The sequence below is a fragment of the Rhizobium terrae genome, assembly GCF_003425685.1.
In the GTDB taxonomy this organism is placed as follows: domain Bacteria; phylum Pseudomonadota; class Alphaproteobacteria; order Rhizobiales; family Rhizobiaceae; genus Neorhizobium; species Neorhizobium terrae.
In genome coordinates, this window is the sequence record NZ_QJKM01000004.1 from 147,860 (window position 1) to 164,209 (window position 16,350).

At 60.6% G+C, this 16,350-nt stretch carries 19 protein-coding genes; 12 read left to right on the plus strand and 7 right to left on the minus strand.

Features of this window, described 5'->3' with window-relative positions:
• Window positions 1-17: 17 nt before the first annotated feature.
• A complete protein-coding gene (locus DMO26_RS08640; RefSeq protein WP_117191651.1) occupies window positions 18-1,031 on the minus strand; it encodes a zinc-dependent alcohol dehydrogenase family protein in 1,014 nt (337 codons plus the stop codon).
• A gap of 98 nt (window positions 1,032-1,129) precedes the next feature.
• Between DMO26_RS08640 and DMO26_RS08645 the strand changes: the two genes are divergently transcribed.
• Entirely contained in the window at window positions 1,130-2,029 is a 900-nt protein-coding gene (locus tag DMO26_RS08645) for a LysR family transcriptional regulator (protein WP_117191653.1), read from the plus strand.
• A gap of 60 nt (window positions 2,030-2,089) precedes the next feature.
• Here DMO26_RS08645 and DMO26_RS08650 read toward each other — a convergent pair whose 3' ends face one another.
• The 3 genes from DMO26_RS08650 to DMO26_RS08660 all read right to left on the minus strand — a co-directional run bounded on the left by DMO26_RS08650 (window position 2,090) and on the right by DMO26_RS08660 (window position 3,726).
• The gene (locus DMO26_RS08650) at window positions 2,090-2,311 is read right to left on the minus strand and encodes a hypothetical protein (protein ID WP_117191655.1); all 222 of its coding nucleotides are present in this window, start codon (window positions 2,309-2,311) and stop codon (window positions 2,090-2,092) included.
• 86 nt (window positions 2,312-2,397) lie between these two features.
• Window positions 2,398-2,619 carry a hypothetical protein gene (locus DMO26_RS08655; protein ID WP_117191656.1) on the minus strand — a complete coding sequence of 74 codons (222 nt, stop codon included), beginning with the start codon at window positions 2,617-2,619 and terminating at the stop codon, window positions 2,398-2,400.
• A 210-nt stretch (window positions 2,620-2,829) separates the two neighbouring features.
• A complete protein-coding gene (locus tag DMO26_RS08660; protein WP_117191660.1) occupies window positions 2,830-3,726 on the minus strand; it encodes a LysR substrate-binding domain-containing protein in 897 nt (298 codons plus the stop codon).
• Between the two features lie 112 nt (window positions 3,727-3,838).
• Here DMO26_RS08660 and DMO26_RS08665 point away from each other — a divergent pair, with 112 nt between their 5' ends.
• Complete coding sequence (locus DMO26_RS08665) at window positions 3,839-4,879, plus strand: YeiH family protein (protein ID WP_117191661.1); 1,041 nt, start codon at window positions 3,839-3,841, stop codon at window positions 4,877-4,879.
• 59 nt (window positions 4,880-4,938) lie between these two features.
• On the opposite strand, the gene DMO26_RS08670 is transcribed toward DMO26_RS08665, so the two are convergent.
• A complete protein-coding gene (locus DMO26_RS08670) occupies window positions 4,939-5,133 on the minus strand; it encodes a DUF2735 domain-containing protein (RefSeq protein WP_117191663.1) in 195 nt (64 codons plus the stop codon).
• 444 nt (window positions 5,134-5,577) lie between these two features.
• Here DMO26_RS08670 and DMO26_RS08675 point away from each other — a divergent pair, with 444 nt between their 5' ends.
• Window positions 5,578-6,618 carry a glutamine synthetase beta-grasp domain-containing protein gene (locus tag DMO26_RS08675; protein WP_117191665.1) on the plus strand — a complete coding sequence of 347 codons (1,041 nt, stop codon included), beginning with the start codon at window positions 5,578-5,580 and terminating at the stop codon, window positions 6,616-6,618.
• Between the two features lie 293 nt (window positions 6,619-6,911).
• On the opposite strand, the gene DMO26_RS08680 is transcribed toward DMO26_RS08675, so the two are convergent.
• Entirely contained in the window at window positions 6,912-7,562 is a 651-nt protein-coding gene (locus DMO26_RS08680) for a TetR family transcriptional regulator C-terminal domain-containing protein (protein ID WP_117191667.1), read from the minus strand.
• 261 nt (window positions 7,563-7,823) lie between these two features.
• Here DMO26_RS08680 and DMO26_RS08685 point away from each other — a divergent pair, with 261 nt between their 5' ends.
• Genes DMO26_RS08685 through hydA form a run of 3 tightly spaced genes read left to right on the plus strand, consistent with a single transcriptional unit; the run spans window position 7,824 to window position 11,118 of the window.
• Window positions 7,824-9,074 (plus strand): Zn-dependent hydrolase, encoded by a 1,251-nt coding sequence (locus tag DMO26_RS08685; protein WP_117191924.1) that lies wholly within the window; start codon window positions 7,824-7,826, stop codon window positions 9,072-9,074.
• Entirely contained in the window at window positions 9,071-9,667 is a 597-nt protein-coding gene (locus tag DMO26_RS08690; protein WP_117191669.1) for an endonuclease domain-containing protein, read from the plus strand. The genes DMO26_RS08685 and DMO26_RS08690 overlap by 4 nt, the downstream gene beginning before the upstream one ends.
• Window positions 9,664-11,118: a dihydropyrimidinase gene (gene hydA, locus DMO26_RS08695; protein WP_117191670.1), complete on the plus strand. Its 1,455-nt coding sequence runs from the start codon at window positions 9,664-9,666 to the stop codon at window positions 11,116-11,118. Before DMO26_RS08690 ends, hydA begins: the two co-directional genes overlap by 4 nt.
• 46 nt (window positions 11,119-11,164) lie before the next feature.
• Here the strand turns inward: hydA and DMO26_RS08700 are convergent, their stop codons facing one another.
• Window positions 11,165-11,578, minus strand: a complete 414-nt coding sequence (locus tag DMO26_RS08700) for a cupin domain-containing protein (protein ID WP_117191671.1) — start codon at window positions 11,576-11,578, stop codon at window positions 11,165-11,167.
• A 195-nt stretch (window positions 11,579-11,773) separates the two neighbouring features.
• On the opposite strand from DMO26_RS08700, the gene DMO26_RS08705 reads away from it, so the two are divergent.
• The 6 genes from DMO26_RS08705 to DMO26_RS08730 are packed head-to-tail and all read left to right on the plus strand — an operon-like array spanning window position 11,774 to window position 16,301.
• Entirely contained in the window at window positions 11,774-12,133 is a 360-nt protein-coding gene (locus tag DMO26_RS08705) for a hypothetical protein (RefSeq protein WP_226951238.1), read from the plus strand.
• On the plus strand, window positions 12,130-12,921 hold the full coding sequence (locus DMO26_RS08710) for an ABC transporter ATP-binding protein (RefSeq protein WP_117191673.1): 792 nt from the start codon (window positions 12,130-12,132) through the stop codon (window positions 12,919-12,921). Before DMO26_RS08705 ends, DMO26_RS08710 begins: the two co-directional genes overlap by 4 nt.
• A 3-nt stretch (window positions 12,922-12,924) precedes the next feature.
• Entirely contained in the window at window positions 12,925-13,260 is a 336-nt protein-coding gene (locus tag DMO26_RS08715) for a hypothetical protein (protein ID WP_117191674.1), read from the plus strand.
• Complete coding sequence (locus DMO26_RS08720) at window positions 13,260-14,147, plus strand: ABC transporter permease (RefSeq protein WP_117191675.1); 888 nt, start codon at window positions 13,260-13,262, stop codon at window positions 14,145-14,147. Before DMO26_RS08715 ends, DMO26_RS08720 begins: the two co-directional genes overlap by 1 nt.
• Window positions 14,144-15,271: an ABC transporter permease gene (locus DMO26_RS08725; protein WP_117191676.1), complete on the plus strand. Its 1,128-nt coding sequence runs from the start codon at window positions 14,144-14,146 to the stop codon at window positions 15,269-15,271. Before DMO26_RS08720 ends, DMO26_RS08725 begins: the two co-directional genes overlap by 4 nt.
• Before the next feature lie 58 nt (window positions 15,272-15,329).
• A complete protein-coding gene (locus DMO26_RS08730; protein ID WP_117191677.1) occupies window positions 15,330-16,301 on the plus strand; it encodes an ABC transporter substrate-binding protein in 972 nt (323 codons plus the stop codon).
• The last annotated feature ends 49 nt before the right edge of the window (window positions 16,302-16,350 follow it).

Genomic DNA, 16,350 nt, shown 5'->3' on the forward strand with positions numbered 1-16,350 from the left:
ATCCGGCCAGCTTCCCGTCAAAACTCGATGACGATCTTTCCGAACGGCCCACGGTCGAGATGCGCGAACGCCTGTTCTGCCTCCTCGAAGCGGTAGCGCCGATCGATCACCGGCTTCAGGCCGATCGCATCCACCGCCCGCACGAAATCCTCGAGCGCCCGGCGATATCCGACCGCGATGCCCTGCACCACCGGCGCCTTCTGCAGCAGCGGGGCCGCCGAGCCGGAAATCTCGAAACCGTCGAAGACGCCGATCAGCGAGATCCGTCCGCCCACGGCCACCGCATTCAGGGCCTGTGCGAAACCCGAACCGCCGGCGATATCGAGCACATGATCGGCGCCATAACCATCCGTCAGGTCGAGCAGCCGTTCCAACCAGCCCTCGCGTGCCAGCAAATGATCGGCGCCCAATGTCCGCACCTTTTCGAGCTTCGCAGCGCTGGAAGATGTGATGAAGACCTCCGCGCCATGCGCCTTGGCGATCTGCAGTGCAAACAGCGCCACGCCGCCTGTGCCCTGGATCAGCACCTTGTCACCGGCCTTCAGACAACCGCTTTCGATCAGCGCCATCCAGGCCGTCAGCCCGGCACAGGGGAGCGTGCTGGCCTCGCCGGCATCGAGGCTCTTCGGCGCTTCGACGAACCAGTCCGCCGGGAAGGTCACATATTCGGAAAGCACGCCGGGATGAAAGCCGCCGAGCGTCTTATGGGGAGGGTTGCTGGCATTTCCCAGGGGCTTTCCTTCGATACGGCCGGGCATGAAGGTGGAGATCACCTTGTCGCCCGGCTTGAATCGGCTCACGCTCGGTCCGATGGCCTCGATGGTGCCGGCCATGTCCGAAGCCGGGACGAAGGGCAGCTGGAGCGGCAGGCCCATGCCGCTCTCCATGACCAGCTTGTCGCGGAAATTCAGCGATACTGCCTGTACGCGCACCAGAACCTCACCGGCAGCGGGAGGCGAAACCTCAGCCTCGCGGATACGAAAATCCTGCGGGCCGACAGCCGCGATGCTCCATTGCCTTGCCACTCTCATCAGATCACTCCTTCAAGATAACGATGAGAGATCATATCGTTGAAAATGTATCGGCAGTTGCGATACTATCTCGCCATAATGGTTCCGCTGAGGATACAATGGAGCAATTAAGAGACATTCCGGTTTTTGTCGAAACCGTGGAAGCCGGCGGCTTTTCTGCCGCTGCTAAAAAGCTGAACCTGACGCGCTCGGCCATCGGCAAAACGGTGGCAAGGCTGGAGGAAAGACTGGGCGTGCGGCTGTTTCACCGCACGACCCGTAGCCAGAATCTGACGGAGGAAGGCCGCTTCTTCTATGAGCGGTGCCTGAGAGCCGTCGAGGAAATCCGCCTAGGGGAAGCCGAACTCGAATCCGGTCGCCGCGCAGTTCGCGGCAAGCTGCGTGTCACCATGCCGGTGATCTTCGGCCGCCGATGCGTCGCGCCGATCCTTATCGGGCTGCTCGATAAACATCCGGATCTCGAACTCGACCTTTCCTTCAGCGACCGGGTCGCCGATCTTCCCGGAGACGGTTTCGACCTTGCAGTCCGCAACGGCCGGCTGAAGGACGATGCGGAAATCATGGCGCGCCGGATCGCCTTCCAGCGCCTGACCGTGTGCGCCTCGCCGGACTATCTGGAAAAGCGAGGGGAGCCGCAAAATCTCGAGGACATCCCGAGACACGAAGGCATCGTATACGGCAAGCGGGAAAGCCACGACACGTGGGTCTTCCCTTCGCCGGAAGATCCATGGCGGGTCGTGCTGCCGCGCTCGCGGCTGAGGCTCGACGATCTCGATGCGATCCTGGAAGCTGCCTGTAACGGCCATGGTCTCGCCTGGCTGCCCTGCTGGATGATACGCGGCCATGTCGCAAGCGGCCGGTTGCGGCAGGTTCTGACGTCGGTACCCTCGGTGACCTTCGAGACCCATGCGGTCTGGCCGAAATCGCCGGTCATGCTGCCGAAGGTCAGGCTGGCGATCGATACCCTGGCATCGGAACTGCCTGATCTGATGGAATAAATCCGAAAACAAAGAGGCCCGGCAAATGCCGGGCCCTCTTCGTTCTGCACGCGGCATACGTTAGAGCGGGCGGTTGGCGCCATCGAAATAGTCGCCGCTGTTGACCTGAGCCTTCGGGGCGTCGGCCTTCTGAGCGATGCTGCCGGTGCTCAGCTGATCGACCGAAATGGAAGCGGAAGCCTTGGAAGCGCCTTCGTAGTAATCGCCATCGGCGAGAGCGACGGAAGCGAAGGAAGCCGAAGCGATGAAGGCAGCGGCGATGGCGGAAGTGATCTTGGTCATTGTGGTAGTCCCTTCAGAGTTGTCCGCGGCTTGAAGTTTGCGACCTGGCCTGCGGATCTTGTTTCGGTGTCTTGAATGAGTTGCGGTTAGTTCGGACGATTGGCGCCGTTGAAATAGTCGCCGCTGTTGATGTCGCTTTGGAGCTTCTGAGCATCTGCCTTCTGGCCAATGCTGGCGGTCTGAACGTTGTCAACAGCAGTGCCAGCCTTCGAAACCCCGTCGTAATAGTCGCCTTCGGCAAGGGCGACGGAACCGAAGGAAGCCGAAGCGATGAAGGCAGCGGCGATGGCGGAGGTGATCTTGGTCATTGTCTTGGTCCTTTCGTGTGACGGGGCTGAGTATCTCGAACCCCTCTCCTATATGCGTGATCTCTGTTTTTCGAAGCACGTTGCCGTGCTTGCGAGACAGAAGATGGTGCATATCGGCGGACATCGATAGACCGTGAGTTGGGCACGTAGCGTTCAACAAAAATGAACGAGATAACTTCATATGTTCACTTGAACATCCAATTGCGGCTCCTATTCGGCCCCGTCCGCCGCCTCATCCAAAAGATCGAGCATGGCCCGGAGAGCCCGGGTGACATGCCGCTCTCCATGATAAAGTGCCGAAAACTGCCGGAGCGGCATCGCGAAGTCGGCGATCTGCAGCCGGCCGGAGAAGGAATGCGACGAGGCGGCGCGGCTCGAAAGCACGGTCGCGGCAAGCCCGGCCTCGACTGCCGCCATGGCTGCTTCGTTCGAGGGCATTTCGAGCACGACCGAAAGCGATTGTGGCTCGATCCCCAGATTGGTCAACTGCGCTTCGAAAGCGGAACGCGTGCCCGATCCTTTCTCGCGCATGATCCAGTTCGTTTCCAGAAGGTCGCTGGAGAGGATCTTGCGCCCATCCGCCCACGGGTGGCGTCTGCCGACCACCAGCACCAGCCGGTCCTCGGCAACCTTGCGACGTCTGAGACCAGGCAGGAAAACATCGCCTTCGACGACCGCCATCTCGGCTGCGCCGGAAAGCACGGCTTCTGCCGCGCTTTGGGTATTGCCGACCGTCAAGCGCACGTCCACCCGCGGAAAACGCTCGTGGTAGCTCACAAGCCGCGAAGGCAGCCAGTAACTGGCAACCGTCTGGCTGGCATGCACACGCAAGATGCCGGTAGCCGAGCCGCCGAGATCGGCGAGCATGTGCTCCGCCGACAGTGCCCGCTCCAGAACGGCGCGCGCCTCCGGCACGAAAAGCCGGCCGGCCTCGGTGAGTTCGATCCGTCGTCCCACGCGGTTGAAAAGAACGACCGCATGCCGCGCCTCAAGGGCAGAAATGGCCGCACTCACCGCCGACTGGGTGAGATTCAGCGCCTCCGAAGCTCGCGTAACGTGTTCGCGGTTCGCGACTTCCAGGAAAATCCGAAGCTGTTCGAGCGTCATTCCACCAACCATTCGATTTTAACGAATGATATCACAATACTTATCAATTGGATTTATCTTTCTACGAAATGAAGAATGATTTTCGAAAAGAATACGAATATTCGGAAAAATCATGAAGCCGATGACTCGAACGGCAGAACACGGAACCTCCTCTTCCCCGATCCGTCTGCCAGCCATCCTGGGATTTCTTCCGGGCCTCACACTCACAGCCGCGATTGCTCTCACCGCCTTCGCCATCCGCAACTTCACCGGCTGGATGACGTTGAGCCCCCTTATTATGTCGATCATCATCGGTATGCTGATCCGCAACACCTTGTCCGTTCCGGCCGCTGCCGAACCCGGCATCGGTCTTTCGCTGAAGCGTATCCTGCGCTTGGGCATCGTCCTCCTCGGTCTGCAGGTTACGGCGACTCAGATCCTCTCACTCGGGGGCTCAGGGCTTGCCATGGTCGCCTTGACGCTCGTCGCGACTTTCATGGCCATTCGTATCGCCGGCCGGATGATGGGCGTCGACCGCGCATTAACCGATTTGATCGCCGCCGGCACGTCGGTCTGCGGCGCCTCCGCCGTCATTGCGGCGAATACGGTCGTGCGGGGAAAGCAGGAACACGTGGCCTATGCCGTCGCCTGCGTGACGTTGTGCGGCTCGCTCTCGATGCTCGCCTATCCGCTGCTTTCCACGCCGCTGGGCCTCGATGCCCGCGCTTACGGCCTCTGGACCGGCGCCACCATTCATGAAGTGGCGCAGGTCGTGGCGGCCTCGTTTCAGGGCGGCGACGTCGCCGGCCAGTTCGGCACAATATCCAAGCTCGCCCGCGTGGTAATGCTGGCGCCGCTGATCATGACGCTGGCGCTGGCCATGCGATCGAGCTCAGACGGCGCAGCCAGGGCTTCCGCGCCGATGCCCTGGTTCGTGCTGGGCTTTGTGGGAATGATGCTGGTCAACAGCGCTGTCGCGATTCCGCCAGACGCAAGCAAGGGACTTGCGACGCTCACCAACTTCCTTTTGTCTATGGCATTGGCGGCAATGGGGCTTCAGGCCAATATCGGCAAACTGAAAGCGGAAGGCTGGAGGCCGCTGGCCCTCGGAGCCTTCGGCTGGCTTTTCATCGCAATATTCGGCTACGCGATGCTGAAGGTCTTCGCGCTCTGAAAGAGAAGAAGGACCAAATTGGGCCACGTCAGCAATGGCGGGGCCTTTTTATTGGTCGCTCAACAGGGTTTCGGCCGATCCGTCTTTGTGGACTCCCGAACGGCTTCGTCGTGATACCAGCAATTGGTATCGACCACGGCCGGCGCTACATCGTAGATACCGGTCGGCAAAGTCCGGCCATTGTCCAGGCGCACCCGCTGGCGAATCGGGAACTGATAGACTTTGGCGGTTTCACGATGGATGTTGGTGGTCATCCGATCGTCTCCTAACTTCATAAGTGCATTCAAACATACACGGCACAAATCTGCACATTTTTTGTGCTTATTGCCTTATTTTACATCAATTCAGCCTGATGCGCTAGGCGCTAAATTAGCCGAACCATGACATTGCGGGATCGATTTGCTCCGAGGACCCCTCATTTGCAAAAAACGTGTGCTGACGCGCTGAAGTTCCGACAAAACCTCGCGAAAGCTTAAAAACCACTGGTTTTCATGAGCCTCCGCTTATCTACGCCACTGGAAGGGCTGGCGAAAAAGGCTGCCTTCCTGTCCGTTTGCGCTTTTTCAGAAAAAAATCGGCGCGCGCATCGAAACTGGCACGGGATATGCGTTCAATCTCTCATCCCGGAGGCGCGGCGCCTGTCGTGCCGCGACCTCAGGATGGCTCAACCATGAAACTCACGGCCTGAGAGATAAAAAATGACCAAGTATAAGCTCGAGTATATCTGGCTCGACGGTTACACCCCCGTACCGAACCTGCGTGGCAAGACGCAGATCAAGGAATTCGAAAGCTTCCCGACACTCGAGCAGCTGCCGCTCTGGGGCTTCGATGGTTCGTCCACGATGCAGGCTGAAGGCCGCTCGTCCGATTGCGTGCTGAAGCCCGTCGCCGTTTATCCGGACCCGGCCCGCACCAACGGCGCTCTCGTCATGTGCGAAGTGATGATGCCGGATGGCGTCACGCCGCATCCGTCGAACAGCCGTGCGACCATCCTCGATGACGAGGACGCATGGTTCGGCTTCGAGCAGGAATACTTCTTCTACGAAAACGGCCGTCCGCTCGGCTTCCCGGAAACCGGCTACCCGGCTCCGCAGGGTCCGTACTACACCGGAGTCGGTTACAAGAATGTCGGCTCCGTCGCCCGCGAAATCGTCGAGGAGCATCTCGACCTCTGCCTCGCTGCCGGCATCAACCACGAAGGCATCAACGCCGAAGTGGCCAAGGGCCAGTGGGAATTCCAGATTTTCGGCAAAGGCTCCAAGAAGGCCGCCGACCAGATCTGGATGGCGCGCTACCTGCTTCTCCGCCTCTGCGAAAAGTATGGCATCGACATCGAGTTCCACTGCAAGCCGCTCGGCGACACCGACTGGAACGGCTCCGGCATGCACTGCAACTTCTCGACCAAGTTCATGCGCGAAGTCGGCGGTAAGGCTTATTTCGAGGCCCTGATGGCGCAGTTCGACAAGAACCTGATGGCCCACATCGACGTCTATGGCCCGGACAATCACATGCGTCTGACCGGCAAGCACGAAACCGCCCCGTGGAACAAGTTCTCCTACGGCGTTGCCGACCGCGGCGCCTCGATCCGCGTTCCGCACTCGTTCATCAAGAACGATTACCGCGGCTACCTCGAAGATCGTCGTCCGAACTCCCAGGGCGATCCCTACCAGATCGCCTCTCAGGTTCTGAAGACGATCTCGGAAGTCCCGACTACTGGCTACTCTTCGGCAGCCGCCTGATCGATATGCCGCCCTTTCGAGGGCCTCCCAGGAGAAAAACGCCGGCGAAATGCCGGCGTTTTTTGTTTGTGGGTTTCGGGAAGAGCAATGGCGGGAGCCAATCCCTTCACTTGCGATTTCCAACACTTAGCTGAAGCTAATGTGTTGAAATATCTCTCCCACAAGGGGAGAGATAACCGCGCGGCAAGCTCGGCAGCCTATCTCTCCCCTTGTAGGAGAGGTTACAAAATCCAGATCTTAGCGAGAGCTAAGTCTTAGACTTTGTTGGTGAAGGGCTCGATCCGGGTGCGGCTTCACATCACGCCACCCCTCACCCTCAACCCCTCCATGAAAAGCCCCTCCAGGAACCGCGCCGCATCCTCGAAACGGCCCTCGCCCGCATAGTGCTGCCCCAGCACCGCACGCACCTGCACGTCGAAGTCAGCATAATGCTGGGTCGTGGACCAGATCGAGAAGATCAGGTGATAGGGATCGCATTTGGCGATCTTTCCCATACGGGCCCAGGCGCGGATCACCTCCGCCTTTTCATCGACCAGTTGCTTCAGCGGGCCCTTCAGCTCGTCCTCGATATGCGGCGCGCCCTGCAGGATCTCATTGGCGAAAAGACGGCTTTCGCGTGGAAAATCCCGCGCCATTTCCAGCTTGCGGCGGATATAGGAACGGATTTCCGATTCGGGATTGCCGTCGGGATCGAAGGCCCGGAGCGGTTCGAGCCAGGTAAACAGCACCCGGTCGATGAGCTGGCGGTGGATCGCTTCTTTGGTGCGGAAATAATAAAGCAGGTTCGGCTTCGACATGCCGGCCGCCTCGGCGATCTGGTCGATGGTGGAGCCGCGAAATCCGCTTGAGGAAAACACGTCGAGCGCGGCTTCGAGGATGCGCTCCTCTTTCTCTTCTTGGATGCGCGTGCGCCTTTGTGTCTTCGCCGCCCTCGGGATGGCCATTCACGTCTCCACCCTTTTCCGCTTTGCGTCACCGCCGGCGTCTCCTCCAGAATTTCCTCTGGATTTTTCGTGATTTTCGGCTTGAGTGACAGCGCGGAAATTGTAATGTTTTACCAACCGGTCAAATTATCGGCAACAAGCCAATAAAGGCAATGCCGATCTTCCGTCCCTCGAAGGAAGGACGCAAGAGACCTCCTGGGAACGACAAGCATGCCGCCCGCAAAGGGCGGAACATGAAACAGGCGAGGATTTGAGAACATGGTGGCAGCACCGGGCGAGAACTTGCGCGTCAACGGCGACCGTCTCTGGGACATGCTCATGGAGATGGCGAAGATTGGCCCCGGCATTGCCGGCGGCAACAACCGCCAGACCCTGACGGATGCCGATGGCGAAGGCCGCAACCTCTTCAAGAAATGGTGCGAAGCCGAAGGCATGACGATCGGCGTCGACAGGATGGGGACGATGTTCGCCACCCGTGCCGGCACCGATCCGGATGCGCTGCCCGTCTACATCGGTTCGCATCTCGATACCCAGCCGACCGGCGGCAAATACGATGGCGTACTCGGGGTTTTGGGCGGACTCGAAGTCGTCCGCACCATGAACGATCTCGGCATCAGGACGAAGCATCCGATCGTCGTCACCAACTGGACCAACGAGGAAGGCGCCCGGTTCGCCCCTGCCATGCTCGCCTCCGGCGTCTTCGCCGGCGTGCATTCGATGGACTACGCCTATGCGCGCAAGGACCCGGAAGGAAAGACTTTCGGCGACGAGTTGAAGCGCATCGGCTGGGTGGGCGATGAAGAGGTCGGCGCGCGGAAAATGCACGCCTATTTCGAATATCATATCGAACAAGGGCCGATCCTTGAGGCCGAGGAAAAGCAGATTGGCGTCGTCACTCATTGTCAGGGCCTCTGGTGGTTGGAATTCACGCTGACCGGCAGAGAGGCCCATACCGGCTCCACGCCGATGAATATGCGCGTCAATGCCGGCCTCGCCATGAGCCGCATTCTGGAAATGGTGCAGGAAGTGGCTATGGCCGAGCAGCCCGGCGCCGTCGGCGGCGTCGGCCAGGTCTTTTTCTCCCCGAATTCCCGCAACGTCCTGCCGGGCAAAGTGGTCTTCACCGTAGACATCCGCACGCCCTCCCAGGAAAAGCTCGACCGCATGCGGGCGAAGATCGAGAAACAGGCGGTCGAAATCTGCGAAAAACTCGGCGTGGGCTGTTCGGTGGAAGCGGTCGGCCATTTCGACCCCGTGACCTTCGACCCGACGCTCGTCGAACGCGTCCGCAATGCCGCCGAAAAACTCGGCTACAGCCACATGAACATCATCTCCGGCGCCGGTCACGACGCCTGCTGGGCCGCCAGGGTCGCACCCTCCACCATGATCATGTGCCCCTGCGTCGGCGGGTTGTCGCACAACGAGGCCGAGGAGATTTCCAAGGAATGGGCGGCGGCGGGCGCGGACGTGCTCTTCCACGCCGTGCTGGAGACGGCGGAGATTGTGGGGTGATGACCGTAGCGCCCGGAGCCCCCTCATCCGACCCTTCGGGCCACCTTCTCCCCGCCGGGGAGAAGGGAAGTGCGGAGGCCACGGCATACTCCCCCTTCTCCCCTCGGGGAGAAGGTGCCCGCAGGGCGGATGAGGGGGCTCCGGGTACAGCGATCAAAATCATAAAGCAGGATATCCGCAAACACCGCTCCGGAAAAACATCCCAAGCCCGCCGACTCCGCCAAAACGAAACAGAAGAAGAATACCAACTCTGGAGCGACCTGCGCGCCCGTAGGCTGAACGGTTACAAATTCGCCCGCCAAGTCCCACTAGGCCCATACATCGTCGATTTCCTCTGTCGCAAACACGACCTCGTCGTCGAAGTAGATGGCGCCCAACACGCCGACAACGCCTATGACCGGCTACGTACCGATTGGTTGAACACCCAAGGCTATTCCGTCGTGCGTTTCTGGAATCACGAAATCTCGCGCGAACGCCGCTCCGTCCTTGAAACGATCCTCGCCGCGCTGTCCGGTCGGCTTGAGGCAGATCCCGCATCCGGCTTCTACGCGCCGGCCTCATTCACGAAAAAGAATAAGGAACAGCAGCCATGACCACAGTCATCAAGGGTGGAACCATCGTCACCGCCGACCTGACCTACAAGGCGGACGTGAAGATCGATGGCGGCAGAATCATCGAGATCGGCCAGAACCTTGTCGGCGACACCACGCTGGACGCCACCGGCTGTTACGTCATGCCGGGCGGCATCGATCCGCATGTGCATCTCGAAATGCCGTTTATGGGCACCTATTCAGCGGACGATTTCGAAAGCGGAACGCGCGCGGCGCTTGCCGGCGGCACCACCATGGTTGTCGATTTCTGCCTGCCCGAACCAGGCCAGTCGCTGCTCGACGCGCTGAAACGCTGGGACAACAAGGCAACACGGGCCAATTGCGACTACTCCTTCCATATGTCGGTCACGTGGTGGGGCGAGCAGGTGTTCAACGAGATGAAGGCGGTCGTGCTCAACCACGGCATCAACACCTTCAAGCATTTCATGGCCTATAAAGGCGCTCTGATGGTGAACGACGACGAGATGTTCGCCTCCTTCCAGCGCTGCGCCGAACTCGGCGCCCTGCCGCTCGTCCATGCGGAAAACGGCGACGTGGTCGCCGCCATGCAGACCAAGCTGATGGATGAGGGCAATGACGGCCCGGAGGCGCACGCTTATTCGCGTCCCGCTTCGGTCGAAGGCGAAGCGACCAACCGCGCGATCATTATCGCCGACATGGCGGGCGTGCCGCTTTACGTCGTCCACACGTCCTGCGAACAGGCGCATGAAGCGATCCGCCGCGCGCGGCAGAACGGCATGCGGGTCTACGGCGAGCCGCTGATCCAGCACCTGACGCTCGACGAAAGCGAGTATTTCAACAAGGACTGGGATCATTCGGCCCGCCGGGTCATGTCCCCGCCCTTCCGCAACAAGCAGCATCAGGATTCACTCTGGGCCGGATTAGCCTCCGGTTCTCTGCAGGTGGTGGCGACCGATCATTGCGCCTTCACCACCGATCAGAAGCGGTATGGCGTCGGGGATTTCCGCAAGATCCCCAACGGCACCGGCGGCCTAGAAGACCGCATGCCGATGCTCTGGACCTATGGCGTCGCGACCGGCCGCATCACCATGAACGAGTTCGTGGCGGTCACCTCCACCAACATTGCCAAGATCCTGAACATCTATCCGCGAAAGGGTGCGATCTTGGTCGGCGCGGATGCCGATATCGTCGTCTGGGACCCGAAACGGTCCAAGACGATCAGCGCCAAGAGCCAGCAGTCGGCGATCGACTACAACGTCTTCGAAGGCAAGCAAGTCACCGGTCTGCCGCGCTACACGCTAACACGCGGTGTGGTGGCCATCGAAGAATCGGTCGTCAAGACGCAGGAGGGACAGGGCCAGTTCGTGAAGCGCGAGCCCTTCCAGGCAGTCAACAAGGCGCTGTCGACCTGGAAGGACCTGACCGCACCGCGCAAGGTGGAGCGCACCGGCATACCGGCCAGCGGGGTGTAAGCAGGACGAGATGGCCGCGCGCAGCAACACCGCAAATTCCGGAGCTTTAACCCGGCACCAGCCCATCCAGTTCCGGCAGCAACACCACGCTCTCCTGTTCGTTTGGATCCGTCCGCGCGATTACCGCAGAGCACGGCGCGCCGGAAATATTGGCCGGCAGGTGCGGCACGCCGGCCGGGATGTACATCATCTCGCCGGCCGAGAGTTCAGCACATTCCTCCAGCCGGTCGCCATGCCAGGTGACGGCGGAACCGGAGAGCACGTAGATCGCCGTCTCATGGGTTTCATGCAGATGCGCCTTGGCGCGGGCACCCGGCGGAATGATGATGAGGTGCATGCAGATACCCTTGGAGCCGACCGTTTCCGCCGCGATCCCCTCGAAATAGCTCAAGCCCTGCTTGCCGTCATAGGCAGCGCCGGGCCTCACGACACGGCAGGTGGGTTTTGATGTACTGTCCATGGCAAAATTCCTCTGTCGAACGGGATCTGCCGCCAGCATATCATGGCGGTTCGAGCACGGGAGCCGGGGCCAACGAAAAGAAGATCCGCGCGCGGCAATGATCGATATCCTGTGCAATGGCGATGTCTATACTGTGCGCTTCGCAGACGGGCTTGAATGGGGACCTTTCGAGAAATGTCATTGAATACGATCCGCTTGACCATCGCATCTGCGGTCCTTGCCGCGATGTCGATTGCCGTTCCCGCCAGGGCCGCGACATTCCTCGACGGCGCCTATGGCAGCAAGGAAGGCTGCACCTATGCCAAGACCGGCGAATCGTCCGGCGTCGACGACTTTCTGCTGCTGAACGACGAAGGCGTGACGACTTCCGTTTCCGCCTGCGAATTCAAGGGTGCTCCGAAGAAGACTGCGAACGGTTTCACCATCAAGGCGCAATGCGATGCCGAAGGGGAAGTCGGGCCGGAAGACACGGTGACTATCACCAAATCCGCCAAAGGCTACACCGTCAGCTTCACGGACGGCACCAAACTGGGACCAATGCCGAAATGCCGATGAACAATGCCCCATCCTCCGTCGTCTCGGCCAGAAAGCTCGGCCTCACCTTCGAGACCGGCGACGGCCCGGTCCATGCATTGTCGAATGTCGACCTCACGGTGAACAAGGGCGACTTCGTTTCCTTCATCGGCCCCTCCGGCTGCGGCAAGACGACGTTCCTGCGCGTCATTGCCGATCTGGAGAAGGCGACGTCCGGCGAAATCACCGTCAACGGCATGACGCCGGAAGAGGCGCGAAAATCCCGCTCCTACGGCTATGTCTTCCAGGCGCCGGCGCTCTATCCCTGGCGAACGATCGAAAAGAACATCGCCCTTCCGCTGGAAATCATGGGCTATTCGGCGACCGACCGCAAAGCCCGCATCGAGCGCACCCTGGACCTCGTCAACCTCGCCGGATTCGGCAAGAAATATCCTTGGCAGCTTTCCGGCGGGATGCAGCAGCGCGCCTCGATCGCCCGCGCGCTCGCCTTCGATGCCGATCTTCTCCTGATGGACGAGCCCTTCGGTGCGCTCGACGAGATCGTCCGCGACCATCTGAACGAACAGCTCCTGAAACTCTGGGCTCGCACGCAGAAAACCATCTGTTTCGTCACCCATTCCATTCCCGAAGCAGTCTATCTCTCGACCAGGATCGTCGTCATGTCGCCACGCCCCGGCCGGGTGACGGATGTGATCGACTCCACGCTGCCAAAGGAGCGGCCTCTGGAAATCCGCGAGACGCCCGAATTCCTGGAAATCGCCCACCGGGTCCGCGAGGGTCTGAGAGCGGGGCACAGTTATGAGGAGTGAGGCATGAATCCCGTCTTCCTTCTCTGGCTGGCCGGCGCAATGGTGGTGTTTCTCTCCGCGGCCACCGCGTCGCGCGCCTATATCGCCAGCAGCAATATCGTCCTGCTCGTCTTCTCGCTCCTCCTCTATTGCGTCGGCAACCTGATGATGGTGCGGCTGATGCGCGAAGGCGGGCTGGGGCTGGCGATTTCGGCATCCGCCATCGCCCAGCTGCTGCTCGTCAACATCATCGCCTTTTTCATGTTCGGCGAGCGACTGAGCACCACACAGCTTGCCGGTGTCGGCCTGGGTGTGGCCGCCATGATACTGATGCTGTTTCCGCTGGAGGCGAAAAGCTGATGCAGAAGGAAAGACTCCTCCAGCACCGCATCCTGCCGGTCGTCACCGTTCTCCTGGTCATCATCGCAATATGGTATGTCGCGGCCTACGTCATGAACTCGCCCTTTCAGCGCGATCTCGATCGGCGCGGCAACGTCACGTCGACGGCCATGGAATTCTTCCAGAAGACCATGGCACAACCGAAGCCCGTCCTGCCCGCGCCCCACCAGGTGGTGAGCAACGTCTTCGAAAACACGTTCCTGCGCAGCGTGAGCTCGAACCGCAGCCTCGTCTATCATGGCTGGGTGACATTGTCCTCGACCGTCGCCGGTTTCACCATGGGCACGCTGCTCGGCATCCTGATCGCCGTCGGCATCGTGCACGTGAAGGCGCTCGACCGCAGCCTGATGCCCTGGATCATCGCCTCGCAGACCGTGCCGATCCTGGCGGTCGCGCCCATGGTCATCGTCGTGCTTGGAGCGGTCAATATTACCGGGCTTCTCCCGAAGGCGCTGATTTCCACTTATCTGTCCTTCTTTCCGGTCGCGGTCGGCATGGTGAAGGGCTTGCGGTCGCCGGAACTCATCCAGCTCGATCTGATGCGCACCTATCATGCCAGCGCCGGCCAGACCTTCTGGAAGCTGCGCGTGCCGGCTTCGATCCCCTTCCTCTTCACGTCCATGAAGGTGGCGATCGCCGCAAGCCTCGTCGGCGCGATCGTCGGAGAACTGCCGACCGGCGCGGTCGCCGGCATCGGCTCGAAACTACTCGCCGGCGCCTATTACAGCCAGACGATCGATATCTGGGCCGCCCTGATCGCCGGGTCGGTCCTCGCTGCCTTGCTGGTCACCATCGTCGGCATCGTCGGCAAGATCGTCGACCGGTCGATGGGCGGGAGGCTGGCATGACCGTTTTTCTCCGCTCCTGGCAGGGCGCCGTTGCCCTGATCCTCTGCCTGGCGGCCTTCGCCTCGCTGCCGCTGCTGGCGGCGGACGCGCCCGCGCCCTTCGGCACCGGCACTCTCCTCCTGATCTTCCTCATGATTGCCGGTACGGCACTGATCTCGTTCGCGGGGATCTCGCCGTCCCTTCTCTCGACGATCCTCTTCGTCGTCGCCCATCTCGCCGCCTGGTTGCTGCTGGCGGGCATCGCCGGCAACGAGGGCAAGGCGACGCTTGCTTTCTTCCTCATGGTCACCGCTTCCTGGCTGATCGCTTGGCGCTGCGTCGCAGTCCTGTCCGGCATCCATGCGAAATCGGCCGCCGGCAGCACATTCCTCAGACTGCTGATCCCGGCGATCTTCGGCGCCTGGATCCTGATCATCTGGGAGGCGATCACCCGCGGTTTCGGCATTCCCTTCATCTTGCTGCCGCCACCGTCGGCGATCGGCGCCCGTCTTGCAGGCTCCGTGCCGATCCTCTGGGCCGATGTGCAGCAGACCATCTTCAAGGCGGTCCTGTTCGGCTACGTGGTCGGATGCGCTAGCGGCTTTGTCGTCGCGATCCTCGCCGATCGCTTCGCTTTCCTGCGCAGGGGTCTCATTCCGATCGGCAACATGGTATCCGCCCTGCCGATCATCGGCGTCGCACCGATCATGGTCATGTGGTTCGGCTTCGACTGGCAGTCCAAGGCGGCGGTGGTGATCGTCATGACCTTCTTCCCGATGCTGGTGAACACGGTGGTGGGGCTTACGGCATCGGGCGCCATGGAGCGCGATCTGATGCGTTCCTACGCCTCCGGCTACTGGCAAACGCTGGCAAAGCTGCGCCTGCCGGCCGCCATGCCCTTCATCTTCAACGCCTTGAAGATCAATTCCACGCTGGCGCTGATCGGCGCGATCGTCGCGGAATTCTTCGGCACGCCGATCGTCGGCATGGGTTTCCGCATTTCGACCGAAATCGGCCGCATGAATGTCGATATGGTCTGGGCCGAAATCGCCGTTGCGGCGCTCACCGGATCGGTTTTTTATGGTGTCGTGGCGCTCGCGGAGAGAGCGACGACGTTCTGGCATCCGTCTAACCGTGGGGGTTAGCCGCTGAAATCCGGCCCCGGCTTGAGAGGGACCGGCAAACCACAGAGGGAAAACGACAATGAAGAAGACGATGATGGCACTGATGGCGGGCACGATGTCGCTCGCAGCCGCCCAGGCGATGGCCGCCGACAAGGTGACGTTGCAGTTGAAATGGGTCGCGCAAGGCCAGTTCGGCGGTTATTACGTTGCGAAGGACAAGGGCTTTTACAAGGAGGAAGGCCTGGATGTGACGATCAAGCCCGGCGGTCCCGACATCGCGCCGGAACAGGTGATCGCCGGTGGTGGCGCGGACGTGATCGTCGACTGGATGGGCGGCGCATTGGTTGCTCGCGAAAAGGGCGTGCCGCTGATCAATATCGCTCAGCCCTACCAGAAATCCGGCCTGCAGATGATCTGCCCCAAGGACGGCCCGGTGAAGACCGAGGCCGATTTCAAAGGCCACACGCTCGGCGTCTGGTTCTTCGGCAACGAATATCCGTTCTTTGCCTGGATGAACAAGCTGGGCCTGAAGACGGAAGGCGGCAAGGACGGCGTCACCGTGCTGAAGCAGAGCTTCGACGTGCAACCGCTGATCCAGAAGCAGGCGAACTGCATCTCGGTCATGACCTATAACGAATATTGGCAGGCAATCGATGCCGGCTTCAAGCCGGAAGACCTGATCGTCTTCAACTATACCGCCATGGGCAACGACCTGCTGGAGGATGGTCTCTATGTCATGGAGCCGAAACTCAAGGATGCGAAGTTCAAGGAGAACATGATCAAGTTCGTGCGCGCTTCGATGAAGGGCTGGAAATATGCCATCGCCAACCCCGCGGAGGCCGCCGAAATCGTCATGGACAATGGCGGCCAGGACGAGAACCACCAGAAGCGCATGATGGGCGAAGTTGCCAAGCTGATCGGCACCGGCACGGGTAAGCTCGATACCGCCACCTACGACCGCACGGTAAAGGCACTGCTCGACCAGAAGATCATCACCAAGAAGCCCGAAGGCGCCTACACGACCGAGATTACCGACGCGGCGCTGAAATAATAATCGCCTATCGTTCACTTAAAGAGAACACGCGGCTACCCGCCGCGTG

Excerpts from the sequence above, each read along its gene's own strand:
- hydA (WP_117191670.1), top strand. The coding sequence starts at position 9,664 with ATGACCACAGTCATCAAGGGTGGAACCATCGTCACCGCCGACCTGACC.
- DMO26_RS08670 (WP_117191663.1), bottom strand. The coding sequence starts at position 5,133 with ATGACCACCAACATCCATCGTGAAACCGCCAAAGTCTATCAGTTCCCG.
- DMO26_RS08725 (WP_117191676.1), top strand. The coding sequence starts at position 14,144 with ATGACCGTTTTTCTCCGCTCCTGGCAGGGCGCCGTTGCCCTGATCCTC.
- DMO26_RS08700 (WP_117191671.1), bottom strand. The coding sequence starts at position 11,578 with ATGGACAGTACATCAAAACCCACCTGCCGTGTCGTGAGGCCCGGCGCT.
- DMO26_RS08645 (WP_117191653.1), top strand. The coding sequence starts at position 1,130 with ATGGAGCAATTAAGAGACATTCCGGTTTTTGTCGAAACCGTGGAAGCC.
- DMO26_RS08650 (WP_117191655.1), bottom strand. The coding sequence starts at position 2,311 with ATGACCAAGATCACTTCCGCCATCGCCGCTGCCTTCATCGCTTCGGCT.
- DMO26_RS08675 (WP_117191665.1), top strand. The coding sequence starts at position 5,578 with ATGACCAAGTATAAGCTCGAGTATATCTGGCTCGACGGTTACACCCCC.
- DMO26_RS08680 (WP_117191667.1), bottom strand. The coding sequence starts at position 7,562 with ATGGCCATCCCGAGGGCGGCGAAGACACAAAGGCGCACGCGCATCCAA.
- DMO26_RS08665 (WP_117191661.1), top strand. The coding sequence starts at position 3,839 with ATGAAGCCGATGACTCGAACGGCAGAACACGGAACCTCCTCTTCCCCG.
- DMO26_RS08730 (WP_117191677.1), top strand. The coding sequence starts at position 15,330 with ATGAAGAAGACGATGATGGCACTGATGGCGGGCACGATGTCGCTCGCA.
- DMO26_RS08720 (WP_117191675.1), top strand. The coding sequence starts at position 13,260 with ATGCAGAAGGAAAGACTCCTCCAGCACCGCATCCTGCCGGTCGTCACC.
- DMO26_RS08710 (WP_117191673.1), top strand. The coding sequence starts at position 12,130 with ATGAACAATGCCCCATCCTCCGTCGTCTCGGCCAGAAAGCTCGGCCTC.
- DMO26_RS08655 (WP_117191656.1), bottom strand. The coding sequence starts at position 2,619 with ATGACCAAGATCACCTCCGCCATCGCCGCTGCCTTCATCGCTTCGGCT.
- DMO26_RS08640 (WP_117191651.1), bottom strand. The coding sequence starts at position 1,031 with ATGAGAGTGGCAAGGCAATGGAGCATCGCGGCTGTCGGCCCGCAGGAT.
- DMO26_RS08660 (WP_117191660.1), bottom strand. The coding sequence starts at position 3,726 with ATGACGCTCGAACAGCTTCGGATTTTCCTGGAAGTCGCGAACCGCGAA.
- DMO26_RS08715 (WP_117191674.1), top strand. The coding sequence starts at position 12,925 with ATGAATCCCGTCTTCCTTCTCTGGCTGGCCGGCGCAATGGTGGTGTTT.